The organism is Mesorhizobium sp. NPDC059054 (assembly GCF_042739215.1).
Taxonomy (GTDB): domain Bacteria; phylum Pseudomonadota; class Alphaproteobacteria; order Rhizobiales; family Rhizobiaceae; genus Mesorhizobium.
Genome location: NZ_JBHYHV010000002.1, coordinates 1,091,306 through 1,117,077 on the forward strand (window position 1 = coordinate 1,091,306; position 25,772 = coordinate 1,117,077).

The 25,772-nt window shown below is 61.2% G+C and carries 29 protein-coding genes and 2 tRNA genes; 14 read left to right on the forward strand and 17 right to left on the reverse strand.

Annotation, left to right across the window (positions count from 1 at the left end):
• Positions 1–13: 13 nt before the first annotated feature.
• From ACFWXH_RS13025 to ACFWXH_RS13055, 7 genes are all read right to left on the reverse strand, one after another.
• Positions 14–1,090: an ABC transporter ATP-binding protein gene (locus ACFWXH_RS13025; protein ID WP_379120728.1), complete on the reverse strand. Its 1,077-nt coding sequence runs from the start codon at positions 1,088–1,090 to the stop codon at positions 14–16.
• A 2-nt stretch (positions 1,091–1,092) separates the two neighbouring features.
• Complete coding sequence (locus ACFWXH_RS13030) at positions 1,093–1,941, reverse strand: carbohydrate ABC transporter permease (RefSeq protein ID WP_054310931.1); 849 nt, start codon at positions 1,939–1,941, stop codon at positions 1,093–1,095.
• Entirely contained in the window at positions 1,941–2,858 is a 918-nt protein-coding gene (locus ACFWXH_RS13035) for a carbohydrate ABC transporter permease (RefSeq protein ID WP_379120730.1), read from the reverse strand. The genes ACFWXH_RS13030 and ACFWXH_RS13035 overlap by 1 nt, the downstream gene beginning before the upstream one ends.
• Before the next feature lie 129 nt (positions 2,859–2,987).
• On the reverse strand, positions 2,988–4,280 hold the full coding sequence (locus ACFWXH_RS13040; RefSeq protein WP_379120733.1) for an ABC transporter substrate-binding protein: 1,293 nt from the start codon (positions 4,278–4,280) through the stop codon (positions 2,988–2,990).
• A gap of 12 nt (positions 4,281–4,292) precedes the next feature.
• Positions 4,293–5,480 carry a PLP-dependent transferase gene (locus ACFWXH_RS13045; protein ID WP_379120735.1) on the reverse strand — a complete coding sequence of 396 codons (1,188 nt, stop codon included), beginning with the start codon at positions 5,478–5,480 and terminating at the stop codon, positions 4,293–4,295.
• A complete protein-coding gene (locus ACFWXH_RS13050) occupies positions 5,477–6,211 on the reverse strand; it encodes a FadR/GntR family transcriptional regulator (RefSeq protein WP_379120737.1) in 735 nt (244 codons plus the stop codon). Before ACFWXH_RS13050 ends, ACFWXH_RS13045 begins: the two co-directional genes overlap by 4 nt.
• Before the next feature lie 205 nt (positions 6,212–6,416).
• Positions 6,417–6,493: transfer RNA gene (locus tag ACFWXH_RS13055), tRNA-Pro, on the reverse strand.
• Between the two features lie 127 nt (positions 6,494–6,620).
• Here ACFWXH_RS13055 and ACFWXH_RS13060 point away from each other — a divergent pair.
• Together ACFWXH_RS13060 and ACFWXH_RS13065 are read left to right on the forward strand one after the other, a co-directional pair.
• On the forward strand, positions 6,621–6,926 hold the full coding sequence (locus ACFWXH_RS13060; protein ID WP_054310927.1) for an ETC complex I subunit: 306 nt from the start codon (positions 6,621–6,623) through the stop codon (positions 6,924–6,926).
• A 70-nt stretch (positions 6,927–6,996) separates the two neighbouring features.
• Positions 6,997–7,073 (forward strand) — tRNA-Arg (locus ACFWXH_RS13065).
• Positions 7,074–7,119: 46 nt separating this feature from the next.
• Here ACFWXH_RS13065 and ACFWXH_RS13070 read toward each other — a convergent pair.
• Positions 7,120–7,341, reverse strand: coding sequence for a hypothetical protein (locus ACFWXH_RS13070; protein ID WP_054310926.1), 222 nt, complete (start codon positions 7,339–7,341; stop codon positions 7,120–7,122).
• 35 nt (positions 7,342–7,376) lie between these two features.
• Positions 7,377–7,721, reverse strand: coding sequence for a hypothetical protein (locus tag ACFWXH_RS13075; protein WP_379120739.1), 345 nt, complete (start codon positions 7,719–7,721; stop codon positions 7,377–7,379).
• A 290-nt stretch (positions 7,722–8,011) separates the two neighbouring features.
• On the opposite strand from ACFWXH_RS13075, the gene ACFWXH_RS13080 reads away from it, so the two are divergent.
• Positions 8,012–8,371, forward strand: coding sequence for a hypothetical protein (locus ACFWXH_RS13080; protein ID WP_152979850.1), 360 nt, complete (start codon positions 8,012–8,014; stop codon positions 8,369–8,371).
• Between the two features lie 112 nt (positions 8,372–8,483).
• Here the strand turns inward: ACFWXH_RS13080 and ACFWXH_RS13085 are convergent, their stop codons facing one another.
• From ACFWXH_RS13085 to ACFWXH_RS13105, 5 genes are all read right to left on the reverse strand, one after another.
• Positions 8,484–8,702: a hypothetical protein gene (locus tag ACFWXH_RS13085; protein WP_162531848.1), complete on the reverse strand. Its 219-nt coding sequence runs from the start codon at positions 8,700–8,702 to the stop codon at positions 8,484–8,486.
• 143 nt (positions 8,703–8,845) lie between these two features.
• Complete coding sequence (gene dprA / locus ACFWXH_RS13090; RefSeq protein ID WP_379120741.1) at positions 8,846–9,976, reverse strand: DNA-processing protein DprA; 1,131 nt, start codon at positions 9,974–9,976, stop codon at positions 8,846–8,848.
• Entirely contained in the window at positions 9,973–10,560 is a 588-nt protein-coding gene (gene plsY, locus ACFWXH_RS13095; protein WP_379120743.1) for a glycerol-3-phosphate 1-O-acyltransferase PlsY, read from the reverse strand. Before plsY ends, dprA begins: the two co-directional genes overlap by 4 nt.
• 33 nt (positions 10,561–10,593) lie before the next feature.
• Entirely contained in the window at positions 10,594–11,880 is a 1,287-nt protein-coding gene (locus ACFWXH_RS13100; protein WP_379120744.1) for a dihydroorotase, read from the reverse strand.
• Positions 11,877–12,842: an aspartate carbamoyltransferase catalytic subunit gene (locus ACFWXH_RS13105; protein WP_054310920.1), complete on the reverse strand. Its 966-nt coding sequence runs from the start codon at positions 12,840–12,842 to the stop codon at positions 11,877–11,879. The genes ACFWXH_RS13100 and ACFWXH_RS13105 overlap by 4 nt, the downstream gene beginning before the upstream one ends.
• A gap of 165 nt (positions 12,843–13,007) precedes the next feature.
• Here ACFWXH_RS13105 and ACFWXH_RS13110 point away from each other — a divergent pair, with 165 nt between their 5' ends.
• Together ACFWXH_RS13110 and ACFWXH_RS13115 are read left to right on the forward strand one after the other, a co-directional pair.
• A complete protein-coding gene (locus tag ACFWXH_RS13110) occupies positions 13,008–14,639 on the forward strand; it encodes a DNA alkylation response protein (RefSeq protein WP_054310919.1) in 1,632 nt (543 codons plus the stop codon).
• Positions 14,640–14,892: 253 nt separating this feature from the next.
• Complete coding sequence (locus tag ACFWXH_RS13115; RefSeq protein WP_054310918.1) at positions 14,893–15,234, forward strand: DUF6105 family protein; 342 nt, start codon at positions 14,893–14,895, stop codon at positions 15,232–15,234.
• On the opposite strand, the gene ruvX is transcribed toward ACFWXH_RS13115, so the two are convergent.
• Positions 15,182–15,658 (reverse strand): Holliday junction resolvase RuvX, encoded by a 477-nt coding sequence (gene ruvX, locus ACFWXH_RS13120; RefSeq protein WP_054310917.1) that lies wholly within the window; start codon positions 15,656–15,658, stop codon positions 15,182–15,184. The two genes, ACFWXH_RS13115 and ruvX, sit on opposite strands and share 53 nt — an antisense overlap.
• A 67-nt stretch (positions 15,659–15,725) precedes the next feature.
• Between ruvX and ACFWXH_RS13125 the strand changes: the two genes are divergently transcribed.
• From ACFWXH_RS13125 to ACFWXH_RS13140, 4 genes are all read left to right on the forward strand, one after another.
• Positions 15,726–16,433, forward strand: coding sequence for a metal-dependent hydrolase (locus tag ACFWXH_RS13125; protein ID WP_054310916.1), 708 nt, complete (start codon positions 15,726–15,728; stop codon positions 16,431–16,433).
• Positions 16,434–16,529: 96 nt separating this feature from the next.
• On the forward strand, positions 16,530–16,817 hold the full coding sequence (gatC, locus tag ACFWXH_RS13130; protein WP_379120748.1) for an Asp-tRNA(Asn)/Glu-tRNA(Gln) amidotransferase subunit GatC: 288 nt from the start codon (positions 16,530–16,532) through the stop codon (positions 16,815–16,817).
• Positions 16,818–16,892: 75 nt separating this feature from the next.
• On the forward strand, positions 16,893–18,458 hold the full coding sequence (locus ACFWXH_RS13135; RefSeq protein WP_054310914.1) for an amidase: 1,566 nt from the start codon (positions 16,893–16,895) through the stop codon (positions 18,456–18,458).
• A 164-nt stretch (positions 18,459–18,622) separates the two neighbouring features.
• On the forward strand, positions 18,623–19,417 hold the full coding sequence (locus ACFWXH_RS13140; RefSeq protein WP_379120750.1) for a YdcF family protein: 795 nt from the start codon (positions 18,623–18,625) through the stop codon (positions 19,415–19,417).
• 89 nt (positions 19,418–19,506) lie between these two features.
• Here ACFWXH_RS13140 and ACFWXH_RS13145 read toward each other — a convergent pair whose 3' ends face one another.
• Positions 19,507–20,217 carry a DUF599 domain-containing protein gene (locus tag ACFWXH_RS13145; RefSeq protein WP_379120752.1) on the reverse strand — a complete coding sequence of 237 codons (711 nt, stop codon included), beginning with the start codon at positions 20,215–20,217 and terminating at the stop codon, positions 19,507–19,509.
• A 175-nt stretch (positions 20,218–20,392) separates the two neighbouring features.
• On the opposite strand from ACFWXH_RS13145, the gene ACFWXH_RS13150 reads away from it, so the two are divergent.
• From ACFWXH_RS13150 to ACFWXH_RS13160, 3 genes are all read left to right on the forward strand, one after another.
• Entirely contained in the window at positions 20,393–21,796 is a 1,404-nt protein-coding gene (locus ACFWXH_RS13150; protein WP_379120755.1) for an L-serine ammonia-lyase, read from the forward strand.
• Positions 21,797–21,869: 73 nt separating this feature from the next.
• Positions 21,870–22,307 carry a DUF1489 family protein gene (locus ACFWXH_RS13155; protein ID WP_379120757.1) on the forward strand — a complete coding sequence of 146 codons (438 nt, stop codon included), beginning with the start codon at positions 21,870–21,872 and terminating at the stop codon, positions 22,305–22,307.
• Between the two features lie 100 nt (positions 22,308–22,407).
• Positions 22,408–23,103: a DnaJ domain-containing protein gene (locus ACFWXH_RS13160; protein ID WP_379120759.1), complete on the forward strand. Its 696-nt coding sequence runs from the start codon at positions 22,408–22,410 to the stop codon at positions 23,101–23,103.
• A gap of 37 nt (positions 23,104–23,140) precedes the next feature.
• Here ACFWXH_RS13160 and ACFWXH_RS13165 read toward each other — a convergent pair whose 3' ends face one another.
• Positions 23,141–24,586 (reverse strand): D-alanyl-D-alanine carboxypeptidase, encoded by a 1,446-nt coding sequence (locus ACFWXH_RS13165; RefSeq protein ID WP_054310908.1) that lies wholly within the window; start codon positions 24,584–24,586, stop codon positions 23,141–23,143.
• Between the two features lie 260 nt (positions 24,587–24,846).
• Between ACFWXH_RS13165 and ACFWXH_RS13170 the strand changes: the two genes are divergently transcribed.
• Entirely contained in the window at positions 24,847–25,176 is a 330-nt protein-coding gene (locus tag ACFWXH_RS13170) for a phasin family protein (RefSeq protein WP_379120762.1), read from the forward strand.
• Positions 25,177–25,443: 267 nt separating this feature from the next.
• Positions 25,444–25,770, forward strand: coding sequence for an ATP-dependent Clp protease adapter ClpS (clpS, locus tag ACFWXH_RS13175; protein WP_054310906.1), 327 nt, complete (start codon positions 25,444–25,446; stop codon positions 25,768–25,770).
• The last annotated feature ends 2 nt before the right edge of the window (positions 25,771–25,772 follow it).

Consider the following 25,772-nt stretch of genomic DNA (forward strand, 5'->3'; position numbering starts at 1 on the left):
CGCTTCTTGGCCACTAGGTGCCCGGTTCAACCCTGCCGCCGCTGACCGGATCGAAAATGTGCTGGGCGGCGCGATCGACGGCGAGGCGCACTTGCTGTCCAGGCGCCAGAACGGGCCGGCCGATGGCATAGATACGCAACTGCTCGCCGGCCAGGCGCACATAATATTGCGTCGACATGCCGAGTGGTTCGACAACCTCGACCTCGGCCTTGAGCGGGCCGTCGTCAACGATCCTGATGTCTTCCGGCCGCATGCCGACAGCGAGCACATCACCATCCCGTAGCGGCAGGCCGTCCGGCAGGCGCAATTTCTGGCCGTCGCCGAAAACAGCTTCGGCGACGGCATGTCTGGAAACGGTCGCCGGCAAAAAGTTCATGGCTGGCGAACCGATAAAGCCGGCGACGAACATGTTCGCCGGACGGTCGTAGAGCTCCAGCGGTGCGCCGACCTGCTGCACATTGCCGTTGTGCATGACGACGATGCGGTCGGCCATGGTCATGGCTTCGGTCTGATCGTGGGTGACATAGATCGAAGTCGTCTTGAGCTGCTGGTGCAGCGCCTTGATCTCAGTACGCATGTGCGTGCGCAGCTTGGCATCGAGATTGGACAAGGGTTCGTCGAACAGGAAGACCTGCGGATCCCGCACGATGGCACGGCCCATGGCGACGCGTTGCCTCTGACCGCCGGACAGCTGGCGTGGCAGGCGCTCCAGCAGAGGATCAAGCCCCAGCCGTTTCGCCGCGCCCTCGACGCGGGTCTCGATCGCTGCCCTCTCGGTTTTCCGCAACATGAGGCTGAAGCCCATGTTGGACGAGACATTCATATGCGGATAAAGTGCATAGGACTGGAACACCATGGCGATGTCGCGGTCCTTCGGCGCGACGTCGTTGACGATGCGGTCGCCAATGCGGATATCGCCGCCCGATACCTCTTCCAGGCCGGCGATCATGCGCAACAAGGTGGATTTGCCGCAACCGGATGGGCCGACCAGCACCACGAACTCGCCGTCGGCGATCTTCAGATCGACCTCGTTGAGGACGCGGACGACACCATAGTCCTTTTTGACCTTTTCCAGCGTGACGGAAGCCATGATCACCCCTTGACTGCACCGGCGGTGAGCCCGGTGACGAGATAGCGTTGCAGGAAGGCGAAGAAGATGCAGACCGGGATCAGCGCCAGCACCGATGCGGCCATCATCTGCCCCCAGTCGACGGCGAATTTGCCAATGAAGGTCAGCAGGCCGACCGCGAAAGTTTTCTGGTCCTCGCTGGAGATCAGCATCAGCGCAAAGAGCAGCTCGCTCCAGGCTGCCGTGAAGACGAATCCGAGCGTCGCACCCATGCCGGGCAAAGTCAGCGGCACGATGACCTGCCGCATGGCCTGGCCGCGCGTGCAGCCGTCGATCATCGCGGCCTCTTCCAGATCCTTCGGGATGCCGTCGAAGAAGGACTGCATCAGGAAGGTGGCGAAGGCGGTGTTGAAGGCGGTGTAGATGATCACCAGTCCGGTGAGCGAGTTTGTCAGCCCGATCTGGCCCATGATGCGGTAGATCGGCGGGATCACCATCACAAGCGGGAAAGTCTGGGTAAGCAGTAGCGCAATCGCCACCAGCGCCTTGCCACGGAAAGTGAAGCGGCTCATCGCATAGCCGGCGAGCGTGGCAACCACCGTCACGAGCGCCGCCGTCGCCACGGAAACGATGACACTGTTGAGGAAATAGCGCGGGAAGTCGGAAGCCGCGAGCACGGTGCGGAAGTTCTCCAGCGTCGTGCGTGATGGCCAAAGGGTGATGCCTTCGGCGTAGAGCAGGTCGCCTGGGGTTACGGAGATTTTCAGCGTCCAATAGATCGGGAAAAGCGCAAAGATCACGTAAAAGGCAATCGCTGCGTAGTGGCCGACGCCACCCCAAAGGCGGGAGGATGAAGAGCGTCCGGCGATCATCACACATGTCTCACGAGAGAGCGCCGGATGCCGATGAGGACGAAGGCATAGGCGATGAGCAGGACGAGCAGCAGCACGGCGACCGCCGATGCGTAGCCTTTGTCCAGCGATTTGAAGGCGCTGACATAGATGTAGACCGGCACGGTGCTGGTCGAACCCGCCGGCCCGCCTTCGGTCATGACGTAGATCAGGTCAGCGAAGGTGGCGATCCAGATGGTGCGCAGCATGACAGTGATGGCGATGGTCGGCGCGAGGAACGGCAGCGTGACCTTGCTGAAGCGCTGCCAGGGTGATGCCCCGTCGATCGCCGCCGCCTCATGCAGTTCGGACGGGATCGATTTCAGCGCGGCCAGCAGGGTTATTGCGAAGAACGGCACACCGAACCAGACATTCGCGACGATCGGTCCCCACATGGCGGTCGAGGGATCAGAAAGCACGTTGGTCGGCTCGGCTTTCAGCCCAAGCGCATAGAGCCAATGTGGCAGCGGTCCGATAATCGGGTTGAACAGCCAAGCCCAGGTAAGGCCGGAAAGAAATGTAGGCACGGCCCAGGGCAGAAAGACCACCGCCTGTACGATCTTGCGGCCGTTGAATTCCTTGTCGAGCAGCAGCGCGAGCCCAAGACCGAGAAAGAACTGGAAGAACAGGCTGGCGACGGTCCACCACAGGGTGTTCCACAGCGCCTGATGCAGTACGGCATCCGAAAGCATCGCCTGATACTGGGCGAGACCGACGAACTCTGACTTGAACGCGGAAAACTTGCGGAAAGAATAGCTGATGCCGACGATCAGCGGCACAAGCAGCACCGTGACCAGCAGCACGATAGCCGGGCTGAGATAGAGCCATGGTTCAATGCGCGCGAAGAAAAGGCCATTGCGGCGACGCGGCGGCGCGATGTCTGCGACTGCGTAGGTCATTCGAATGCTCACAAATCGGTCAAATCTCAGTGGCCGGAGCGCCCAGCATTTGGCGAAGCGATTGCGGGCAAGCACGAGAGACGGCGCACTACTGGAAGGTTGTCTGCGCCGCCCCAGGGGAAGGAATGGCTACTTCTTGTTCTTCGCCAGCCAGTCCTGCTGCTCCTTGGTCAGGAAGGCCGCCCATTCGTCGGCGACGGTCTTGGCGTCCTTCTGGCCGAGCAGCACTTCCTGGAAGTTCTTGATCGCCACCTGGTCGACGAAGTTGCCAAGGTTTTCCAGATGCACCGGCGGCGTCACGAACTCATACTTCGCCGAATCGTTCAGTTCGTCGAACCAGCCCTTGAATTGCTCGGTCGCGAAGTGTGGATCCTTGTCCGCCCCGTCGTGGATCGGGATAACGCCTACGGTCTTGGCCCATTCCAGATTTGCCTTCGGCGCGGTCAGCGTGCCGATCAGCTTGGCGCTTTCTTCCTTGTGCTCGCTGTCGGCGAACATCGACCAACCTGCATAGCCGAGCGTCGGATAGGATTTGCCATTGGGGCCGACCGGCATCGGCGCAACCGCGAAGTCCTCCGCCGGCATCTTCTCCGCCACGCCGATCAGCGCATCAGGATCCTGGTCGAGCATAGCGCAGGTTCCCGAATAGAAGCCCGTGACGATCTCATTGAAACCCCAGGACACGCTGTCCTTCGGCGCATAGCCGTTCTTGTAGAGGTCGGCCAACATCTGCAGTCCCTTGACCGCGCCCTCGGAATTGGCGGTCGAGGTGCCGTCCTCGGTGAACTGCGCGCCGTTGCCGGCGGCGATGTTCATGAACATGTTGACGCCGGTATAGGAGCCTGGCCCGCCGCGCAGGCAGTAGCCGTACTTGCCCTGGATCGCCGATATCTTCTTCGACGCCTCGACGAACTCGTCCATCGTTGCCGGCGGCTTGTCCATGCCGGCTTCCTTGAACAGCTTCTTGTTCCAGAACATGGCGCGGATGTAGTAGCCGTAGGGTAGCATATATTGCTTGCCACCGGCCACCGAGCCGAAGGTCTTGGCTCGCTCGCCAATCGTGCCGGCGTCCGGCCACTTGGCCATATAGGGTGCAAGGTCTTCAAGCTGGCCGTTGTTGGCATAGAGCGCCAGCCAGCGTTCTGGCATCTCGACCACGTCGGGCGTGTCACCAGCCTGCACCATGGTCAGGAATTTCTCGAATGCCTGGCCCCAGGGCAGCGAGACGAGCTCGACCTTGACGCCGGGGTTGGCCGCCTCAAACTCCGCGATCTGCTTTTTCAGCAGCTCGGTGCGCGGCGGGCTGGTGATGACCTCGACCATCTTGATCGTGGTGTCAGCCATCGCGGCACTTGCCGAGATGGCCAGCCCGGCCACGGCGGTAAGCAGTGTCTTCAACGTTCCCATGTCTTCCACTCCCATTTGTTCGACAGTTTATTTTCTTGCTTTTTCAAGGGCCTGTGTGATGTCGCTCCACAAGTCCTCGACATTCTCCAACCCGACATTGAGCCGGATGGTTCTTGGGCTGACACCGAAGCGCGCCATGGAATTCACGCCTGGGGTCTGTTCCAGGGATGCCTTGGCCGGCACGACCAGGCTTTCATGGCCGCCCCAGGACACGCCGATGCGGAAATAGTTCAGCGCGTCGGTGAAGACGGGGATGTCGATCTCCTCGGTCACCTCGAAGGAGAACAGTCCGGCATAGCCGGCGAGCGTCGCCTTGCCGGGATGGTTCGAATAGACAGGATGGTTGACGCGCTCGACCATGTCGTGCGCCTTGAGCCGTTCGGCAATGGTGAGCCCGCTTTTCATGTGGTGTGGCAGGCGCAACGGCAGCGTGCGCAGGCCGCGCAGCAGAAGCCACGCTTCGAAAGGCGAAAGCTTGCCGCCAAGATAAGAATAGGTCTGCTCGTTGATACGGCGGATGTTTTCGGCCGAACCGGCTACAACGCCGGCAACGGTGTCGCTGTGGCCGCCGAGATATTTGGAGGCCGAGTGCAGCACCAGATCGACGCCGTGGGCGATCGGCTTCTGGAAGATCGGGGTTGCCCAGGAATTGTCGATCGTGGTGACGATGCCGTGCTCTTTCGCCAGCCGGGTCAGATGCGGCAGGTCCTGCAGCTCGAACATCATCGAGGTCGGGCTTTCGAGATAGAGCAGCTTGGCGCCGGGCAGGGCGGCAGCCACCGCGTCTGGATCGGAGCCGTCGACATAGTCGACGGCGATGTTGAGGCGCGGAAACAGCCGTTCGAACAGGCGATAGGCGTCGCCATAGCAGTTGCGCACCACCACGATGCGGTCACCCGCGCCGACGAAGGCCAGAACCGTGGCGCTGATCGCCGCCATGCCGGATGAGAATCCGCGCGCTGCCTCGGCGCCCTCAAGCGCTGCTACCCGTTTTTCGAACTCCATGACGGTTGGATTGTCGCCGCGCGAATAGATCGGCTGGCGCCGTTTGCCGGCAAACGTGTCGGCCATCTCGGCATAGCTGGCGAAGGTGAACAGCGACGTCTGGTAGATCGGCGGCACCACGGCGCCGCCGACGAACGGGTCGTCATGGGCAAGCAGCGTGGCTGCTTCTGCAACCGGATCGATGTCGAGGTTCGGGCGAGGGTCGTTCATGCCTGGCGTGCCTGGTTGCGTGCTGCCTCGCCGCGCCGCAGGTCGGCTTCGACGGTGGCGATCAGTTTCAGCGCTTCGGCGCGCGCGCCTTCAGCGTCGCGAGCTGCGATGCGCTCGTAAATGGTGCGATGGTAAGGGAAGGAGGCGTGGCCGAAGTCGCGCACGCCGAGCGGATGCTCCCAGAAACGGTGGAACATTTCGTGCATGGCTGCGATCAACTGCTCGAACAGCGGATTGCCGGACGCCCTGTAGATCGCTTGGTGGAACTCCCAGTCTTCCTCAGACGACATGCCGGCGCGGCTGTGAAAGGCCTCTTCCATCGTTTCGAGCTTGCGACGGATCAGATCGAGCTCCTGCGGGCCCGTGCGCATGGCGCACAGGGAAACGGCTTCGGCCTCCAGAGCGCGGCGGACTTCCAGTGTCTGCATGAGGCTGGCGAAGTCGTTGCCGCCGGCAAGCGTCAGCGGCATATGCAGCATATGTGGGGAGACGGCGGCCTTCAGGAACGTGCCGCTGCCTTGCAGGCGTTCGACAAGGCCGAGACCTTCCCAGCGCGTCAATGCCTCGCGCACTGTGTTGCGACTGACCTTCAGCCGTTCGGCCAGAATGCGCTCCGTCGGCAGCTTGTCACCCGGCTGCAAGGCCTCCTGCTGAACGAAACCCGCCAACGCCTCCAGCACCGCGTCGTCGCGTGCAGTGGTCTGGATCGGAGGAAGGCGAAGCTGGCTCATTCGTCACCGATTGGATCAATGGTCCAACCAATTGCATGATAGAAAAAGGGAGTCAACCGCGGAAGCGCGCTCAAATGGAAGCTGGGGAAAACCGAGCCGGCAACGCTTTGCGAGGCTGACGCCCGCGTGGGGCTTCAAGCGCCTCAAGGCGTGCCTTGCGGCGCAAGCGGGCCAACGCATGAGTGTTCAGGAAATGTGGGAAGAATGGTCGGAGTGGCAGGATTCGAACCTGCGACCCCCTGATCCCAAATCAGGTGCGCTACCAGGCTGCGCTACACTCCGAGGCCGCGTGTTGCCTAGTGGGTCGCACGCCGCAAAGCAAGCCCTAAAACCATTGGTCTTGCGGTTATTTCCATTGCGCAGTAAGCACCGGGAAGGAAACGGCGCGCCGCCGAGCAACGAGGTCTCAATGTCCGCACGCATCTTCAGCCCAGCCAAGACCGCCATGCAGTCGGGCAAGGCCAGAACCGGCAACTGGGTGCTCGAGTTCGATCCGGAAAAGCCCCGCAAGATCGACCCGCTGATGGGCTACACCACTTCCGGCGACATGAAGAGCCAGATCAGGCTTTCCTTCGAGACGCGCGAGGAAGCGGTCGCTTATGCCGAGAAGCAGGGTCTGGCGTTTCGCGTCGAAGAGCCGAAGGAAACCAAGCGGCGGCAGATTTCCTACTCGGATAATTTCCGCTATGACCGCCGCACGCCTTGGACACATTGACTGTTGATTGTTGCGGCAGACGCCATCGACTGCCGCTTTGATTTTGCTGCCCCGATTCGGGTCAGCCAGCGGTCCCGTAGCTCAGCTGGATAGAGCACCGGCCTTCTAAGCCGATGGTCACAGGTTCGAATCCTGTCGGGATCGCCAATAATTTCAAATGACTACGTGTCGTTTTTGAAGCCGTTCTTTAGAATTACGGCCATTTCTTCCCCTTCAGCCCCTTGGGCTTCATCCCATCCGCAGTTTCCATGAACTGGGCAACGGTATCGACCCATGCTGCCGTTTTTGGCGGGATTTCCGCTTCCTCGGTAAGCCAAGCCTCGACCAGTGAAACGTCACATCCCAGGGCTTGCGCCAGCGTCTCGGGCGACCAGCGGACGATGGACAGACATTCTTCGAGCCGTTCGGGTGTCATCGGAAGGTGTCGTCCTGTTTCATTTCGTGCCTTCCTTAACTTGAAACCGCCTGCAGTTCCTTGGGCAGGGGCTGACTTGAGCATTGCATATGCATGTCACGGGCGATTTGCTTGCGCTGCTTGTCCTGATGTTCCTTGATAGCCAGTGCAAGCCCGATCCCGTATGGGCCGAGCAGGAGACCAGGTGCCAATTTGCGGGTTTCCTTTTCCTTGGCCTCAAAGGCCAATGCTGTCGCTCGAATTTGTTCGCACTGCTTCGACCGCCATTTTGGATCTTTGGTCGAGAGTGTGGCCGCGTAGTTGGTTGGTGAAGTTGCACAGCCGGAGACCAGTGCCGCAAGCAGGATTGCCACGCCCGTTGATACTCGATCCGTCGCCATGACGTCTCCATTTGCTCAGTCGTTGTTCGATGGAGAGCGATCTATGGAACGCTCTCAGCACGATGGCCGTAGATGCATCGCACCAAATGCGACCTAGCGGCCACAGTACCCTAAGCGGGTTTCCAAATGACTCACAAGCATGTCTCAAATCGTCCCGGCCGACGGCCGCTCAAGGGTTGCTGGGTGGTTCCCATCTGTGCGGCGCTTCACAGACGCCGACTGACAGGTGCAGTACGCCAATTCTGTAAATCCCGGAAACGGGCTCAGGCTACGCGGATGGAGATTGTGCGATGGCTATGTGCGAAACTTCGCATTGGACCCTCGACTGCGGCGATGGGCATGGATGTTATCTGGTCGAATACAGCGATACCGGCGAACTCGCAGGATGGGGTTGCAACAGCGAACCGGTAAAAGGTCGACCAAAACGAAAAGATGACAACCTGAACCGTCTGGATACCGTCAGGCCAATTCAATTTTGCTGCAACGGCATGAGTCGAGATGGGTTGGCCCGTGCGCTCGACGACCTTGTCGCGGATTTGGCGGTCCCGTCGGGCAAGGAGCGCGAATTGGTCACCCAATGTTCGACCGGGACGGTGGCAGAAATTCTCCACGGTATCGGATTGGTCAGGAAAGCAAAGACCGCCAAATAGGAGCGCGGCGGTCTTCTGCAATCTCGAGGGCAGGCACGTTCTCGCACGGGCACATGAAAATTGCCGGGGACGCTGGGTGTCGGATCGCGAACGGCCGACCTTGGCCGTCACTTCATGCGGCGTCGGAAGAGCGCTTCTTCTTTTCCAGCCTCTTCTTCTCCAGTTCCCGCTTCTTTACGATTTCGCTCAGGATCTGGTGGGCGGCCTCGGCCTCGCGCTTGCTCAGCCCGGCAAGAAGCTGGTTGGCAAACACCACAGGCTGATCGGTTTCGTTGTCCCAGACCGACCAGAGATCCGTTGGCTCCAGCACTAACTCAAAACGTTCCTTCACAATCGCCTCCGTTTTCCCCACGCCCTGGCATGGCGAGAGTGGTGCGCGATTCTGTTCAACGAAACATGAGTAAAATCAGTAGGATAAGATTAGAATTTTATCGAACGAGCGAGTTCGCGGTCGTTTCGGTCCGGCAATGTGGATCAATGGCTAAAGATCAGTGAAACAAACCCGCCCGCATGGCGCTCAAGCCGGCCGGCAAGATCCAGCTCCAGCAGGACCATCGCGACTTGGGCCGGGTGCAAGCTGGTATGTCGGATGATTTCGTCAATATTTACAGGGGCTTGGCCAAGCGTTTCGATGACCCGTTCGCGCTCGCTATCGGCAGGCGGTGGTGTCGCCGAAAAATCCGATGGTTCTTCCGCGGGAGTGTTTGGTACGAACCGCGTGTCGATCTGCGATGCCAGCGCGTTAAGTATGTCCGCCGTTTCGGTGACCAGAGTAGCGCCATCCTTAATGAGACCATTCGTTCCACGGGCGCGCGGGTCGAGGGGAGAGCCCGGCACAGCGAATACCTGCCGTCCCATTTCGGCAGCCAGTCGCGCGCTGATCAGCGACCCCGACCGCTCGGCGGCTTCCACCACGACAAGCCCGAGTGCCGCGCCGGCGACCAACCGGTTGCGGCGCGGAAAATCCTGGGCGCGTGGTTGCCAACCGAACGGCATTTCGGAAATCACCGCACCACGTTCGGCGATCTCGTCGTTGAGTCCGGCATTTTCGGGCGGATAGGGCAGATCGAGCCCCCCGGCCAGCACGGCGACCGTACCGGTGAGAAGACTGCTCTGGTGGGCGGCGGTATCGATGCCGCGTGCAAGGCCCGAAACGATTGCATAGCCCTCACGGCCGAGTTCGGCGGCCAGGATACGCGCCATCTTGATGCCGGCGAGTGAGGCATTGCGCGCACCGACAATGGCAACCGTCGGCATGGCGAACACCGCGCCGGCGCCTTTCACGGCAAGCACAGGCGGCGGATGATCCATGTGTTTGAGCCGCGGCGGGTAATCCGGTTCACCGATGCAGACGAAGCGTGCGCCAATGCGCCTTGCGGCCTGCATTTCCGCTTCGATCTCAGCGATTGCAGGGATCCTGACCAGACGGCTGGCACCACCGGAAAGCGTCAGTTCAGGCAGGACTTCGAGCGCTGCCTCTGCCGAGCCGAAACGGTTGATGAGCGCGCGGAAGGAAGCCGGTCCGACATTCGGAGTGCGGATAAGGCGCAGCCAACTCAGCCGTTGCCGGTCACTGAGGCGCAACCCGACAATGGGCTTGCTCACCCTTTGGCTCCGATTCGGCCTTCTGTTCCGGCCCTCAGTCGCTCGATGTTGGCGCGATGCTTGTAGAAGATCAGCACGCTCATCAACGCGAAGGCCAGCGCATATTGCACTTGGCCGAAAAAGAACAGCACGACCGGTACGACGACACAGGCAACGAGTGCCGCAAGTGACGAGTAGCGGAACAACACCGCCATCGCGAGCCAGACAGCGCCGAAGATCAACGCCACTTGCCAGGCAAGTCCGATCAGCACGCCGAGATAGGTGGCGACACCCTTGCCTCCCTTGAAACCGAGCCAGACCGGGAAGATGTGTCCAATGAAGGCGCCGGCGCCAGCGAGCGCGCCGGCTTCCGTCCCGTAACGCGCGAAGATCAGCGCCGGGATAGTGCCCTTCAGCGCGTCCAGGATCAGTGTTGCTGCGGCGAGGCCCTTGTTGCCCGTACGCAGAACGTTGGTGGCGCCGATATTGCCGGAACCGATGCTGCGTACATCGCCGAGGCCGGCAGCGCGTGTCAAAAGCAGGCCGAAGGGAATCGAGCCGCACAGATAACCGATGACCGGCGCAAGAATGGAAATCAGCGACATTGCTCCCCCGTCGCCCCGCGTCTCTTACGAACGCTAGGCGGAAAACACTGTGCGGCCCGCAACCAGCGTTTGCAAGACCTTGCCCTGCAGACGCGCGCCCTCGAAGCAGGTGTTTTTCGAGCGCGAGCGGATACCGGCCTCGCTCACGATCCAGGGTTCGTCGAGATCGACCAGAACAAGATCCGCTGGTGCACCGCGCTTCAATGTGCCACCAGCCAAGCCGAACAGCCGGGCAGGGGCCGTCGATAGCACTTCGACAAGCCTGAGCAGCGACAGATCCTGGTTATGATAGAGGCGCAGGGCAACAGAAAGCAGTGTCTCGAGCCCGATCGCGCCTGCTGCGGCATCGGCGAATGGCAGGCGTTTGGTGTCGACGTCTTGTGGATCATGCGAGGAAACGGCGATATCGATCGTTCCGTCCTTCAGTGCCTCGATCATCGCCACGCGGTCTTCCTCGGCGCGCAGCGGCGGCGCCAGACGGAAGAAAGTGCGGTATTGCCCGACATCGTTTTCGTTCAGCGCCAGATTGTGAATGGCTACGCCGGCAGTCACATTGGCACCGTCCGTCTTGGCGCGGGCAATCGCGGCCGCCGACATCGCCGTGGAGATCTTGGCTGCGTGGTAGTTGCCCCTGGTCAGCCGGGCGAGTGCCAGATCGCGCTCCAGCGGGATCAGTTCAGCTTCGCGCGGAATGCCGGAGAGGCCAAGCCAACTGGCGTAGAGCCCCTCGTTCATGACGCCGGCCGACGCAAGGTCGGCATCCTGTGTCTCGTGCGCAATGACCGCACCGAAGTCGCGGGCATAGGTGAGCGCGCGCCGCATCACCAGCGCATTGGCGATGGTGTGGCGACCATCGGTGAAGGCAACGGCACCGGCCTCGCGCAGCAGGCCGAATTCGGTCATCTCGCGACCATACAATCCCTTGGTGACGGCGGCTGCCGGGAAGACGTTGACGCTTGCCGTTTCACGGGCCGTGCGCAGCACAAATTCCACCAGCGCCACCGTATCGATGGTCGGATCGGTATCGGGCATCATCACCAGCGAAGTGACGCCGCCAGCGGCGGCCGCATGGCTTGCCGAGTGAATGGTTTCGCGGTGTTCGCCGCCGGGCTCGCCAATGAAAACCCGTGAGTCGATCAGGCCGGGAATGATCGCCTTGCCGGCGCAGTCGATGATCCTGGCGCCCTCCGGAGTGCCCTGATTGAGCGCTTCCGCGCCGGCGGCAACGATCGTCTTGCCGTCGATGATGACGGTGCCGATCTCATCGATGCCGCGCGAGGGGTCGACAATGCGCGCGCGCTGAAAAATCGTCCTGGTCATGCGCCGCGGCCTTCCTGATTGCGGCGCGGATCGAGCAGCGCTTCCATCACCGCCATGCGCACGGCGACACCCATCTCGACCTGTTCTTGGATGACGCTCTGCGGCCCGTCGGCCACTTCCGAGGCGATCTCGACGCCGCGATTCATCGGCCCGGGATGCATGACAAGCGCATCGTCCTTTGCAGCCTTCAGTTTCTCGGCATCGAGGCCGAAATAGCGGAAATATTCACGCACCGATGGCACGAAAGCGCCTTCCATGCGCTCGCGCTGCAGCCGCAGCATCATGACGACGTCTGCATCCTTCAGGCCCTCGGCCATGGAGCGCGCCACGATGACGCCCATGCGCTCGATGCCGGAAGGAAGAAGCGTCGAGGGCGCGACCACGCGCACCTGGGCACCCAGCGCATTGAGCAGGATGATGTTGGAGCGGGCGACGCGCGAATGCAGGATGTCGCCGCAGATCGCCACGATAAGCTTGGAAAGAGGTCCCTTGGCGCGGCGGATGGTGAGCGCGTCCAGCAGCGCCTGTGTCGGGTGCTCATGCGTACCGTCGCCGGCATTGACCACCGAACAGCCGACCTTCTGCGCGAGCAGCGCGGCCGCGCCCGCCGACTGATGACGAATGATCAGGATATCGGGGCGCATGGCATTCAATGTGATCGCGGTGTCGATCAGCGTTTCGCCCTTTTTCACCGAAGAGGAGGCGACCGACATGTTCATGACGTCGGCACCGAGCCTTTTTCCCGCGAGCTCAAAGGACGACTGGGTGCGCGTCGATGCTTCGTAGAACAGGTTGATCTGGGTACGCCCGCGCAGTGTCGAGGTTTTCTTCTCGGATTGGCGCGAGATCGCCACCGCGCGGTCGGCGCGATCCAGAAGGATCTCGATATCGGCAGGAGAAAGGTCGCTTATGCCCAGAAGGTGGCGGTGCGGAAACAGCGGAAGGGACGAAGCGTCAGTCATCTCAAGGCGTTGCTATAGGGCGGGTGCGGGCCACCCGCAAGCGCCTCGATTGGAAAGCGCGCCTTTCCACCGGTATTTTCGTCGCCTACGCGTGACAGCTTCGTTATAAACCGGCAGCGGTCCCGGATTCGAGCAGTCAGGCGGGACCGATTTGAAAGGGAAAGCGTGGCCGACGACGTGATAAATCAGCCGCCGCCGCTTGCCGGGGGCAATGCCTGGCGGGGCGATCCTTTGCTGATCCAACTGGCGGAGCGATTCTCGGAGCCGGTGCGCAAGGACCTCGACCAGCTCGGCCGCTTCGTGCTGACGCAGGAAGCGCAGGACCTGGCACGGCTCGTCAACATCGAAACGCCGAAGCTCAGGACCCATGACCGGCAGGGCCGGCGCATTGACCTTGTTGAGTTCCATCCTGCTTATCACGCGCTGATGCGCCGTTCGGTCGCAAACGGTCTGCATTCATCCGTGTGGGAAAATGGTGAGACCGAGATCGGCCGTCGCCATCAGGTGCGCGCGGCGCGCTTCTATCTGACGGCGGAACTGGAGACCGGCCATCTGTGTCCGATCACCATGACCAACGCCTCGCTGGCGGCGCTGATGGCCAACCCGAAGATCTTCCGGGAGTGGGCGCCACGCGTGACCACGCGCAAATACGATCAGGCGCAGAAGCCGCCGGTGGAAAAGACCGGGCTGACGCTCGGCATGGGTATGACCGAAAAACAGGGCGGCACCGATGTGCGCGCCAACATCACCAAGGCCGAGCGCGCCGGCTCCAGCGGCTTCTATCGGTTGTCCGGCCACAAATGGTTCATGTCGGCGCCGATGTCGGATGCCTTCCTAGTGCTGGCACAGGCGTCGGAAGGGCTGTCGTGCTTCCTGGTTCCGCGCATTCTCGGCGACGGATCGGGCAACGGCTTCCGATTCCAGCGCCTGAAGGACAAACTTGGCAACCGCTCCAATGCCTCCTCGGAAGTCGAGTTCGACAATGCCATCGGCGAGATGGTGGGCGAGCCGGGGCAAGGCATCAAGACCATCATGGACATGGTCACACTGACCCGTCTCGATTGCGCCGTCGCTTCCGCCGCACTCATGCGGGCCGGCCTGGCGGAGGCCGTTCACCACACGCGCCATCGCAAGGTGTTCGGTGCCAATCTTGTCGACCAGCCGCTGATGCAGCGCGTTCTGGCCGATATGGCGCTCGACGTGGCTGCGGCCACGGCGTTGTCGTTCCGCCTGGCACGCTCCTTCGATGAAGCGGCGGCGGACCGGGGCGAGGCCGCCTTTGCAAGGGCGATGACGCCGGTCGTGAAATATTGGGTCTGCAAGATTGCGCCGTCGTTGCTTTACGAGGCGATGGAGTGCCTGGGTGGCAACGGATATGTCGAAGAGGCTCCGTTGGCGCGCTATTATCGAGAGGCGCCAGTCAACGCCATCTGGGAAGGTTCCGGCAATGTCATGGCGCTCGACGTACTGCGTGTGCTCGGGCGAGCGCCGGCGCTGTTCGAAGAAGTGCTGGCCGGTATCGACAGCGACCTTGGCGCCACCGGACACGGCACGATCAGCGTGCTGAAGGCGGCCATGCAGGTGGCTTCGACGGACGAAGGCTCCGCCCGATTGTTGACGGAGCAGTTGGCTCTGGCGGCAGCAGCCGCGGAACTGAAGCGGCTGGGGGCAGGGCGCATTGCCGATGCCTTCATCGAAACGCGACTGGCAGGACAGTGGCGCAATACCTACGGCATGCTCGACTCACGCCACGACGCGCGGATGATCCTGGATACGCTCTATCCGGCGACGAACTGACGCGAGCGCACTCTTTCAGCCTCTCCCAAGGAGCAGGCCATTCCGCTGGAATGCGTCTGCCGATCGGCTGTTAACCTTAACAAATGGTTTCCATTGCGGTGGCGGGCGGTAAGCCCCACTGTCTTTCTTCAAACCGCAGGAAGATCATGCGCACGTCGCCATCGCTCGAAAGCCAAGAGAGGACCGTCCATAGGGCGGTTTGGGCCGAGCTGTGCGCGGATCCGTGGTGCCGGGCGGCAGGAAAGGTCTGCTGATGCGCACCTTGCTACTGCTCTGGATTGCGCCGCTCACTTTGTTCTGGGGCTGGTACTTCCTGTCGCTCAACGACATGAATTTCGGCTATGTCATGTTGAGCCGCCAACTGCATGACCTGGTTTTCGAACTTTATGGCGAGATCCTCGGCATTGATCCTGCGCTGATCCCGGGGATGGTCGCCAAGGCCTGTGTCTTCGATTCGTTCCTGGTAGCGGGCATTGTCGCTTTCCGACGACGCCGCCAGATCGCCGCCTGGTGGAGCCGGCAGCGTGCCGATCAGGTGCAGCTCAATCGGATCGAGCAAGTGTCCGGAGACGGTCCAAGACTCCCTGCAGAATAAAGGCTGCAGCGGCTGAATCGATGCGCGTTTCGCGTTTTCGCCGTGAAACATCCATCTCGAGCAGCACGCGCTCTGCCGCCACCGTCGACAGGCGTTCATCCCATAAAACGAAAGGCAACGGGCTGAGCGGCGCCATATTGCGCACGAAGGCGCGTGATTTCTGGGCTCGTGGTCCTTCGGAACCGTCCATATTGACGGGCAGGCCAATGATGATCGCTGCCACATTCTCCTTGCCGAGCAGGCCGATCAGGGCTGCGGCATCGATCGAGAACTTCTTTCGCATGATGACGGGACGGGGATGCGCGAAGGAAAGGCCACGGTCTGAAACCGCAACTCCAATGGTCTTGTCGCCCAGGTCGATGCCGGCAAGCGTGCCACCCGCGCTCAGCAATTGGGGCAGGTCCTCGATGGCGATGATTCCCACGCGCTTTCCTTTGACTTGATCCGCCGCCGTTCTATCTTCCTGCTCTCACAAAATCGAGGAGCGGTTGATGAAACTCACCTGGTACGGGCACTCGGCGTTTCGTGTGGAGGCTGGCGGCGCGACGATCCTGATCGATCCCTTCCTGGTAGGCAACCCATCCTGGGGTGGAGGCTGGGAAGGTGTGGCCGATGGTGTCACCCACGTGCTGATCACGCACGGCCATGACGATCATGTCGGCAGTGCCGTCGATATCCTGAAAAAGAGTGGCGCCATGCTGGTCGCCAATTTCGAGATCTGCATGCTGCTGGTCGGCAAAGGTGTGTCCGGCGACAAGATCAACCCCGGCAACATTGGCGGCACCGTCGATTGCGGTGGGTTCACCACGACTTTCGTGCAGGCGCTGCATTCCTCCTCGCTGTCAGGCGAAGATGGCACGAATACCTATCTCGGCAATCCGGGCGGAATGGTGCTGCATTTTCCGGATGACAAGACGCTTTACCATATGGGCGACACCGATATCTTTTCCGATATGGCGCTGATCAACGAGTTGCACGAGCCGAAGGTCGGTCTTGTGCCGATCGGTGATCGCTTCACCATGGGCGGCGCGGTGGCAGCCCTTGCGTGCCGGCGCTTCTTCAAGTTCGATACGGTTGTGCCTTGCCATTTCGGCACCTTCCCGGTGATCGACCAGTCGGCTGACAAGTTCGTCGCCGGCATGGAAGGTTCTGGCGCCAAGGTGGTGTTGCCTAAAGTTGGCGAGACCGTTTCCCTGTAACGAGGCGAATGTGGTTCCGCGCCGTTCAAGGTTGCGCGCGGCGCGGCGCGCGGCTATAGCCGCCTGAACCTTTCCGACACGATCGCCGAGGCACCCATGTCCGTCGACATCCAGACCGTCAAGCGCGTCGCGCGCCTTGCCCGCATCGCTGTGAGCGAGGAGGACGCCGCACGCATGACCGGCGAACTCAACACCATTCTCGGCTTCGTCGAGCAATTGAACGAGGTTGATGTTTCCGGCATCGAGCCGATGACGTCGGTGACGCCGATGGCGATGCGGAAGCGCGAGGATATCGTGACCGACGGCAACAAGGCCGCCGACATTGTCGCCAACGCGCCGGCGACCGAGGAAAACTTCTTCCTGGTGCCCAAGGTGGTGGAATAAAGCCCTGACCGTTGCGGTAACGATTCAAGATCCCGTTTCCGGCCGTCCGCGATTTTACGAAAAGAAGCTTGCCTGATGAGCGACCTGACCAGACTGACCATTGCCGAAGCGCGCGCGAAGCTGCGGGCCAGGGAGATTTCCGCAGCGGAGATCACCGACGCCTATCTTGCGGCGATCGATCAGGCCAATCCGCTGCTCAACGCCTATGTGGCGGTGACGCACGACAAGGCGCGCGATATGGCCAAGGCTTCCGATTCCAGGCTCGCCAAGGGCGAGGGTGGTGAGCTGGAAGGCATTCCGCTCGGCATCAAGGATCTGTTCGCCACCGAAGGCTTACACACGCAGGCTTGCAGCCACGTGCTTGACGGTTTCAAGCCGCGCTATGAATCCACCGTGACAAGCAATCTGTGGGCCGATGGCGCCGTCATGCTCGGCAAACTCAACATGGACGAGTTCGCCATGGGCTCTTCCAACGAGACCTCTTACTACGGTCCGGTGGTCAATCCCTGGCGCCGCTCGCGCGTGCAGACCACTGTCAAACCGACTTTCCATGACGGCAGCGCCGGCTTCGTGAAGCCGGGCGGCGTCGACGAAAACCGTACCTACGACAACATGCAACTGGTCCCTGGCGGTTCTTCCGGTGGTTCGGCGGCGGCGGTTTCCGCCTTTCTGTGTGCTGGCGCCACCGCTACCGATACCGGGGGCTCGATCCGTCAGCCGGCCGCCTTTACCGGCACGGTCGGTATCAAGCCGACCTATGGTCGAGTGTCGCGTTGGGGCGTCGTAGCCTTTGCATCATCGCTCGATCAGGCCGGGCCGATCGCACGCGACGTCCGTGATGCTGCCATTCTGTTGAAATCCATGGCATCGGTCGACGCCAAGGACACCACCTCCGTCGATCGCCCGGTGCCGGACTATGAGGCCGTGCTTGGCCGTCCGATCAAGGGCATGAAGGTGGGCATTCCGCGGGAATACCGCGTTGACGGCATGCCGGAGGAGATCGAGGCGCTCTGGCAGCAGGGTATCGCCTGGCTGAAGGACGCGGGTGCCGAAATCGTCGATATCTCGCTGCCGCACACCAAATACGCGCTGCCGGCCTACTATATCGTGGCGCCAGCCGAAGCCTCATCGAACCTCGCCCGCTATGATGGCGTGCGCTATGGTCTGCGCGTGCCCGGCAAGGACATCGTCGACATGTATGAGAAGACCCGTGCCGCCGGTTTCGGCCGCGAGGTCAAACGCCGCATCATGATCGGCACCTATGTGCTTTCGGCCGGCTACTACGACGCCTACTATCTGCAGGCACAGAAGGTGCGCACGCTCATCAAGAAGGACTTCGAGGACGTGTTCGCCGCGGGTGTCGACGTGATCCTGACGCCGGCCACGCCGTCGGCCGCTTTCGGCGTCGCGGACCAGGATATGGCTGCCGACCCGGTCAAGATGTATCTCAACGACGTTTTCACGGTAACTGTGAACATGGCGGGCCTGCCCGGCATTTCCGTGCCGGCCGGCCTCGATTCGCACGGCCTGCCACTCGGACTGCAGCTCATCGGCCGACCTTTCGACGAAGAGACGCTGTTCCAGACCGCGCATGTCATCGAGAAGGCGGCCGGTCGCTTCGAGGCCAATCAGTGGTGGTAAGCCAACTGCGTTTCCGTTTCTCGGCTTGATTCCGAGACGGGAACAGTCCGCGTTCCGCAGTTTTGCCGGAATCCCGATGGACCACTGTCGCGGGCCGAGGACGAATCTTCGGCGTCTCGAAGGAGGATTGGGATTCAACCTTCGGGCATGACTGGGGCCGTCAGATGTTCTTCTTTCTTTCCAAAGTCTTCTGGTTCTTCGTTCAACCACTCAACCTGGCGATCTTCCTGTTGCTCGCCGGTCTGCTCGCTGGTTTCTTCGGCAGCCGCAGGCTGCTCAAGGCCGGTGCTTTTTTCGCGGCCCTTCTCCTGGTTCTCTCGGTGTGGACGTCGTTCGGCGCGATGATCATGACGCCGCTGGAGGAGCGCTACCAGCGTCCGGCTGCACCTCAGCAGATCGACGGCATCGTCGTGCTTGGCGGCGGCATGGAAGGCGCGATCAATCTGGCGCGTGGTGGCTACGAGCTCAGCACGGCCGGTGACCGTTTTGTCGAGACCGCGATCCTGGCCAGACGCTATCCCGAAGCCAGAGTGGTGGTTTCGGGCGGCGCCGGGGAGTTGATCCTCGAGGGGGAAGGCGATGCCGTCACCGCACAGCGATTGCTGACGGCGCTTGGCGTTGCGCCGGAGCGGTTGGTGCTGGAGAGCGAATCCCGCAACACCTATGAGAATGCCGTCTTCACGCGCAAGCTGGTGACGCCGAAACCGGGTGAAGTATGGCTTCTGGTGACATCGGCATTCCACATGCCGCGTTCCAAGGCCCTGTTCGACAAGGCCGGTTTCGAAACCGTGCCCTGGCCTGTCGACTATCGCACGTCCGGCCGGGAAGGCATCGGTCTTTTCACGGACAATCCGGTCGATTCATTGCAGACGACGACCATGGCCATCAAGGAATGGATCGGCCTGTTCGTTTATTGGATGACGGGCAAGATCGATCGGCTTTACCCCGGTCCCGCCTAGAGCAATTCCAGAAAAAGTGCGTAACGGTTTTCCGTCCGGAATTTTGCAAAACGAAGAATTAGAGCGTTTCCGTGAATAGTGGAAACGCCCTAGGGCCGATCGACCTCGACCAGTACCGCGGCGCGTGCGTTGGAGAAAAACTGGCGCCGTACCAGCACGGCGAGCAGGATCAGCGTCGTGAGGGCGAATATGCCGGCATTCATGAACCAGCCCAGATAGGCGAGCGAGAAAAAGATGCCGCGCAGGCCGGCATTGAAGTGTTTGCCGGCCAGTATGTTCATTTTCGCGGCACGGGTGATTGCCGCCTCCGTTTCGTGAGGGGCTACGATTCCTTCCTGTGTCGTCGGCACAGCGCCGATCAGGATGGAGCAGTAGTTGAATAGCCGGTACGACCAGCCGAATTTAAAAAAGGCGTAGGCCAGCAGCACGATCAGGCCGAGGATCTTGGCTTCGAATACTCCCTGTGGCGGCGTGCCGACAAAAGGCAATATCGAAACCACCGCCAGCACATGGTTCGATGCGCCAAGCAGCGCGAAGCAGCCACCGATGGCGAAGATCGAACTGGACGCGAAGAAGGCGGTGCCTTGCTGCAGGCCGATCATGATCGACGTGTCGATCATGCGCAGCTCGCGCTTGGCCATGGTGCGCATCCAGGCTTCGCGCTGTGTGTTCATAGCGGTGGTCAGGGAAATGCGGTGGAAAAGCTTGCCGTCTGCGGCCAGCGCAAAAAAGACCCAGACGCCGAGGAAAAAAGCCACCGCCAGCAGGTCGTTCAGCGAAAATAGAAAAGAATCGCTCATGGACACTATTTAATACATAGAACGCTACGGAATGCCTTATCCCGCCGACGGTCGTAAGCCGATGTCGCTTGCAGCGAAACGGACGTCGGGGCGGCGTCTAGCATCCGATGACGAATGGCGAAATGATCGACTGGATTGCGCTACCCATCCGGGAGCGCCTGAGGAGCTTGGAAGCGTGTTTCTTTCGGTTTTCGACCTGTTCAAGATCGGCATCGGGCCATCGAGTTCGCATACGATGGGGCCGATGACGGCGGCAGCGCGTTTCCTGGAGGAGCTCGAGGGTAACGATTGGCCACGCCCCGTCGGCGTACAGGTGGAACGGATCGCCGCCAGCCTGCACGGATCTCTCGCCTATACCGGCATCGGACATGGCACTGACCGTGCTGTCATTCTGGGCCTGGCTGGTGAAATTCCGCAGACTGTCGATCCGGACAAGGCGGAAGGCATCGTGGCGGCGGTGACGGCGCAGAAGCGCATTTCGCCGCCTGGGCGATCGTCCTATCGCTTCGATCCGGCCAAGGATCTCGTGCTCGACAAGAAGACCCCACTGACCGGTCATGCCAACGGCATGGCCTTTTACGCTTACGATGCGGCTGATCGCCTGCTCCTGAAGCGTATCTACTATTCGATCGGTGGCGGCTTCGTCGTTTCGGACGAAGAACTGCAGCGCATGAAGGCGAAAGGCACGGTCACGACGGAAGGCAAAAAAGTGCCGTATCCGTTCAAGAATGCCCTGGAGATGCTGAAAATGGCCGAGAAAAGCGGCCTTTCGATCGCCGAGATGAAGCGGATCAACGAAGAAACACACATGTCGCGCGAGAAGCTCGATGACGGGCTCGACGCAGTGTGGGATGCCATGCGCGGCTGTATCGAACGCGGCCTGACCCAGGAAGGCATCATGCCGGGTGGGCTAAAGGTACGCAGGCGGGCGCGCCAGCTGCACGACAAGCTGCAGGAACAATGGCAGCAGAACCGGCCGAACCCATTGCTCGCCAATGACTGGCTGTCGATCTACGCCATGGCTGTGAACGAGGAAAACGCCGCCGGCGGTCGCGTTGTCACCGCGCCGACCAACGGTGCAGCCGGCACGCTTCCGGCGGTGCTTCGCTACTGGCTCCACTTCCATCCCGAGGCCGATCAGGCGTCGATCCGGGACTTCCTGCTTACCGCGGCCGCTGTCGGTGGCATCATCAAGTCGAATGCATCCATTTCCGGGGCCGAAGTCGGCTGCCAGGGTGAGGTGGGGTCGGCCTCGGCAATGGCGGCGGCCGGGCTCTGCGCCGTCATGGGCGGCACGCCGGAGCAGGTGGAAAATGCCGCGGAGATCGCGCTGGAGCACCATCTCGGCATGACCTGCGATCCCATAGCGGGGCTCGTCCAGGTGCCTTGCATCGAACGCAACGCGCTCGGCGCCGTGAAGGCGGTGACGGCGGCCTCGCTCGCCATCAAGGGCGACGGCAAACATTTCGTGCCATTGGACGCAGCCATCGAGACGATGCGTCAGACCGGGCTCGACATGAGCGAGAAATACAAGGAGACCAGCCTTGGCGGTCTCGCCGTCAATGTAGTGGAGTGTTGAGCAGGCTCCTCTGGCATTGTGGAGAAGTCACGGAGGCCGTTGACCCGCGCTGCTGGCGTACTACCTTCCAGCCATGGCTCTCAATCTCATCAAACTGTGCGTCGGCTGTGACAGCGTCGAGGATCTCGAGGAATGGATCGCGGATCGGCTCGATGACAAACGCCGGGCCGGCGAGCCGGTTGAGCAGTATCACACCACGCGCATGGTGCCGACGAGGGGCCCCGAAATCGTCGATGGCGGCTCACTTTACTGGGTGATCAAGGGTAGCGTGCAGTGCCGACAACTGATCACCGAGATCAGGCCCTTCACCGACAAGGAGGGCATCGGACGCTGTCATCTGGTCCTCGACCCGGTCGTGGTCCGCACCGAATGGCAGCCGCGACGCGCGTTCCAGGGGTGGCGTTACCTGAAACCTTCCGATGCGCCGGTCGATCTTGGCAAGGGCAGGGTGGGTTGGGCGGAAATGCCCTCCAAGCTGCGACAAGAACTCGCGGAACTCGGCCTACTCTGAACTTATTGAAGATGGAAGATCGGCTCGGGCCGGTGACTTGCCGGCGTATTGGTCTCCCGAGAGGATCGCGGTAGACTTTGTCGAACCGGGATGATCGGCCATGGGTATTGTGATCATCGTTGCTGCAATCGTGCTCGCCCTCGCTGGAGCGGCAGCGCTCTTTCTGCGCGCCGACCCCAAGGCGTTGGCCGGTAATGCACGCCTAGCCTTGCCGGTAGGTCTCGGAACTGCCGGGATCGCGATCCTGGCCGCTGGACGCGCCGGATTTGGCCTGCTCGCGCTTGCCGCCGCCGGCTCGCTCTACATGCTGTTTCGCAGGGAACGCCCGGTGGGCACACTGATCACGCGCCATTCCCTGGTGCGTACGGCTGCCCTGGAAATGGAGCTCGATCATGACACCGGCCGGCTCGAAGGGCTGGTGTTGGCAGGTCTCAGCGAGGGAAAGATGCTCGGGGCGATGAGCCTGACGGATCTCGGGCTACTCTACCAGGAACTGGCGGTCGATCCCGACAGCCGGCAGTTGCTAGAGACGTATCTTGACGGCCGTTTTCCCACCTGGCGCCTCGACACGCAGACGTATCGTGGCGAGAGGCTGGGTGTTGCGCCAGGTCCTGGCGCCATGACTAAGGAGGAGGCCTACAAGATCCTTGGTCTTGAAACGGGCGCCGCCGCGACGGATGTCCGCAAGGCGCACCGCCGCTTGATGCAACGCTTGCACCCCGATGTCGGAAACGCGTCGTTCCTGGCGGCGCGGATCAACGAAGCCAAGGACGTCCTGCTCTCCAATCACCATTGACCTCCTTCGATAAGATACGTTTCCGGGAGAAGTCCGTTCACTGCTGCACGGCGTAGCAGGAGATGCTCTTCCGCTTCAGCGCGTTGCAGGCCTTCCACGCCGCTTCCTTGGTCTCGAAACCGAAGCGGGCGCGATAATAGGTGGTGCCGTCCTTGTCGAAGGCGACGGTAAAGCCGGAAGCCTTGGCCAGTACACGGCCGGCCTGTTTGGCGACCTTGTCGAGCTGAGCCTTGGCATCAGCTTCACGCGGTGCCGAGGCGATCTGAACAGCCCAGCCGCCTGAAGCGGCGGAATTCGTGGAGGTCGACGCCGTCATCATGCGGTCGATCGGAGTTTCTTCGACGGGTGCGTAGGCCTGGACGACCGGAAGCTCGGCCGGGATCGCCATTTCAGCAGCCGATGCCGTCACGGGAGCTGCCGCCGCGATTACTTTCTTGGTCTTGCGAGACGGCTTGGCCGGCTCAACCACCGCGTCCTCGGCCGCAACTTCAACGGCAGCAGTCTCGTCGGCGGAAGCAACGAGGATCTCCGGTTTCTCGTCGGGAGTCGGCGCATTCTTCTTGGGCAGGAAGACGTTGGCGATCGCCGCCACGGCCGTGTCGCCCGAGGCCCGCGCGACGAGCGGGCCGGAGCCGCGAGTCGAGGTCTGCGGCATATAGGTCTGAATCAGCGAAGCCATCTGCTTGTCGCGGGAACCGCCTGAAGAACCGCCCATCACCACGGCGACGAGCTTACGGTTGCCGTCAGCGACCGAGGAAACCAGGTTGAAGCCGGACGCACGGGTGTAACCGGTCTTGATGCCGTCGACACCCTTGATGCGGCCGAGCAGACGGTTGTGGCCGTTGATCTGACGCTTGCCATACGCAAATGAGCGCGTGGAGAAGTAACCATAATATTGCGGGTAATGCTCGCGCAGCGCCATGCCGAGCACCGCCATGTCATGTGCGGTGGTGAACTGGCCCGGGTCCGGCAAGCCGTTGGCATTGCGGAACACCGTGCTTTTCATGCCCAAAGCACGCGCCTTGGATGTCATCATCCGAGCAAAATTCGCCTCTGAGCCACCGAGCATTTCGGCGAGCGCAGTCGAGGAATCATTGGCGGATTTGGTCACCATGGAGAGGATCGCGGTTTCGACCGTGACGGCGCCGCCCTTGCGCACGCCGAGCTTCGTCGGCGGTTCGGCTGCGGCCTTGGCCGAGAAGACGACTGGGGTGTTCTTGGCGATGCGACCCTGCGCGAGCGCCTCGAAGGTCAGGTACAACGTCATCATCTTGGTCAATGACGCCGGATAGCGACGCGCATTGGCGTCCTTCGCGTAAAGCGTCTTGCCTGTCTTGGCATCGACGACGATCGCCGAGGAGGGCGCCGCCATCGCGGACACGACGTCGGTCACCGCGAATGTCAGCGCGAGCGAAGCGACCATGGAAGTTTTGAGGAGAGAAGAAACCGACTTGGACACGATGCCTGTTAACGCCTGACGCACTGCTGCTTCCTTTGAATTTTGCTTGCACCCCGGGGAGTCGGCAAAGGTCCGGCCCCGCATTTGGCCAACCTACTTTAACGCTCGTTACCAATCCGTTTATGGTAACCGCCTCGTTCACCATTTTGGCTGCAGTTGAGGCTAGCTTTATTCGAATCTTAGGGACTGAAGGGGCATTCGCGCGGGAATTGACTTTTTGTGCATCGCAACATACATCTTATGCATCGCACAAATCAGCCGATCCGTACGAAAAGGAATGCCAGATGAGCCAGACCTACGAGGATTTCAGCAAATACGGCAAGGAATTCGCCGACACCGGCTTGAAGAGCTTTGCTTCGCTTTCCAAGGGTGTGCAGACGATCGCCAGCGAGGCGACCGAATACACCAAGAAGAGCTTCGAGAACGGCGCAGCCCATTTCGAAAAGCTTTTGTCGGCCAAGTCTCTGGAAAACGCGGTTGAACTCCAGAGCGACTACGCCAAGCAGGCGTACGAGGCTTTCGTGGCCGAGGCTACCAAGATCAGTGAACTGTATGCCGATCTCGCCAAGGACGCCTACAAGCCGTTCGAATCGCTGACTGCCAAGGCGAAGTAAGCTTCATTTTCTGCCAGTTTGCGGGTTTCCGACCCGCCCAACGAGCCCGGTTGCGCTTGCGCAGCCGGGTTTTTTCGTATCCGCCGGTGTGACACCTTCACGTTTGCGAAAAACGGCACTGAATGAGGACCTAGCCATATTGTCAGCTAACCAGAAGGGCTTAAAATCCTGCATCGATACCCTACATGTCGGGTTCTGATGGGGATTCGATCCAGAAGGCAGGAATACGTGACCACCGGTAAGACTGCCACGACAGACGTGGCGCGAATGCAGAACGGCGGCGACGGTAATGGCACCGGTCGCGGAACGGCCGTCATCACGCGCACGAAAACCAAGACAAAGAAACCGAGCCTCTACCGGGTTCTGATCCTCAATGACGACTACACCCCGATGGAATTCGTGGTTCACGTGCTGGAGCGTTTTTTCCAGAAGGACCGCGAAGCCGCCACACGCATCATGCTTCATGTCCACAATCACGGTGTGGGCGAGTGCGGGGTCTACACCTACGAAGTGGCCGAGACCAAAGTGTCTCAGGTCATGGATTTCGCCCGACAGAACCAACATCCGCTGCAATGCGTGATGGAGAAGAAGTGAGG

Bases quoted from the DNA above. Each gene is read 5' to 3' on its own strand.
- ACFWXH_RS13025 (WP_379120728.1), bottom strand. From the start codon at position 1,090: ATGGCTTCCGTCACGCTGGAAAAGGTCAAAAAGGACTATGGTGTCGTC.
- ACFWXH_RS13030 (WP_054310931.1), bottom strand. From the start codon at position 1,941: ATGATCGCCGGACGCTCTTCATCCTCCCGCCTTTGGGGTGGCGTCGGC.
- ACFWXH_RS13035 (WP_379120730.1), bottom strand. From the start codon at position 2,858: ATGACCTACGCAGTCGCAGACATCGCGCCGCCGCGTCGCCGCAATGGC.
- ACFWXH_RS13040 (WP_379120733.1), bottom strand. From the start codon at position 4,280: ATGGGAGTGGAAGACATGGGAACGTTGAAGACACTGCTTACCGCCGTG.
- ACFWXH_RS13045 (WP_379120735.1), bottom strand. From the start codon at position 5,480: ATGAACGACCCTCGCCCGAACCTCGACATCGATCCGGTTGCAGAAGCA.
- ACFWXH_RS13050 (WP_379120737.1), bottom strand. From the start codon at position 6,211: ATGAGCCAGCTTCGCCTTCCTCCGATCCAGACCACTGCACGCGACGAC.
- ACFWXH_RS13060 (WP_054310927.1), top strand. From the start codon at position 6,621: ATGTCCGCACGCATCTTCAGCCCAGCCAAGACCGCCATGCAGTCGGGC.
- ACFWXH_RS13070 (WP_054310926.1), bottom strand. From the start codon at position 7,341: ATGACACCCGAACGGCTCGAAGAATGTCTGTCCATCGTCCGCTGGTCG.
- ACFWXH_RS13075 (WP_379120739.1), bottom strand. From the start codon at position 7,721: ATGGCGACGGATCGAGTATCAACGGGCGTGGCAATCCTGCTTGCGGCA.
- ACFWXH_RS13080 (WP_152979850.1), top strand. From the start codon at position 8,012: ATGGCTATGTGCGAAACTTCGCATTGGACCCTCGACTGCGGCGATGGG.
- plsY (WP_379120743.1), bottom strand. From the start codon at position 10,560: ATGTCGCTGATTTCCATTCTTGCGCCGGTCATCGGTTATCTGTGCGGC.
- ACFWXH_RS13100 (WP_379120744.1), bottom strand. From the start codon at position 11,880: ATGACCAGGACGATTTTTCAGCGCGCGCGCATTGTCGACCCCTCGCGC.
- ACFWXH_RS13105 (WP_054310920.1), bottom strand. From the start codon at position 12,842: ATGACTGACGCTTCGTCCCTTCCGCTGTTTCCGCACCGCCACCTTCTG.
- ACFWXH_RS13115 (WP_054310918.1), top strand. From the start codon at position 14,893: ATGCGCACCTTGCTACTGCTCTGGATTGCGCCGCTCACTTTGTTCTGG.
- ACFWXH_RS13125 (WP_054310916.1), top strand. From the start codon at position 15,726: ATGAAACTCACCTGGTACGGGCACTCGGCGTTTCGTGTGGAGGCTGGC.
- gatC (WP_379120748.1), top strand. From the start codon at position 16,530: ATGTCCGTCGACATCCAGACCGTCAAGCGCGTCGCGCGCCTTGCCCGC.
- ACFWXH_RS13135 (WP_054310914.1), top strand. From the start codon at position 16,893: ATGAGCGACCTGACCAGACTGACCATTGCCGAAGCGCGCGCGAAGCTG.
- ACFWXH_RS13140 (WP_379120750.1), top strand. From the start codon at position 18,623: ATGTTCTTCTTTCTTTCCAAAGTCTTCTGGTTCTTCGTTCAACCACTC.
- ACFWXH_RS13145 (WP_379120752.1), bottom strand. From the start codon at position 20,217: ATGAGCGATTCTTTTCTATTTTCGCTGAACGACCTGCTGGCGGTGGCT.
- ACFWXH_RS13155 (WP_379120757.1), top strand. From the start codon at position 21,870: ATGGCTCTCAATCTCATCAAACTGTGCGTCGGCTGTGACAGCGTCGAG.
- ACFWXH_RS13160 (WP_379120759.1), top strand. From the start codon at position 22,408: ATGGGTATTGTGATCATCGTTGCTGCAATCGTGCTCGCCCTCGCTGGA.
- ACFWXH_RS13170 (WP_379120762.1), top strand. From the start codon at position 24,847: ATGAGCCAGACCTACGAGGATTTCAGCAAATACGGCAAGGAATTCGCC.
- clpS (WP_054310906.1), top strand. From the start codon at position 25,444: ATGCAGAACGGCGGCGACGGTAATGGCACCGGTCGCGGAACGGCCGTC.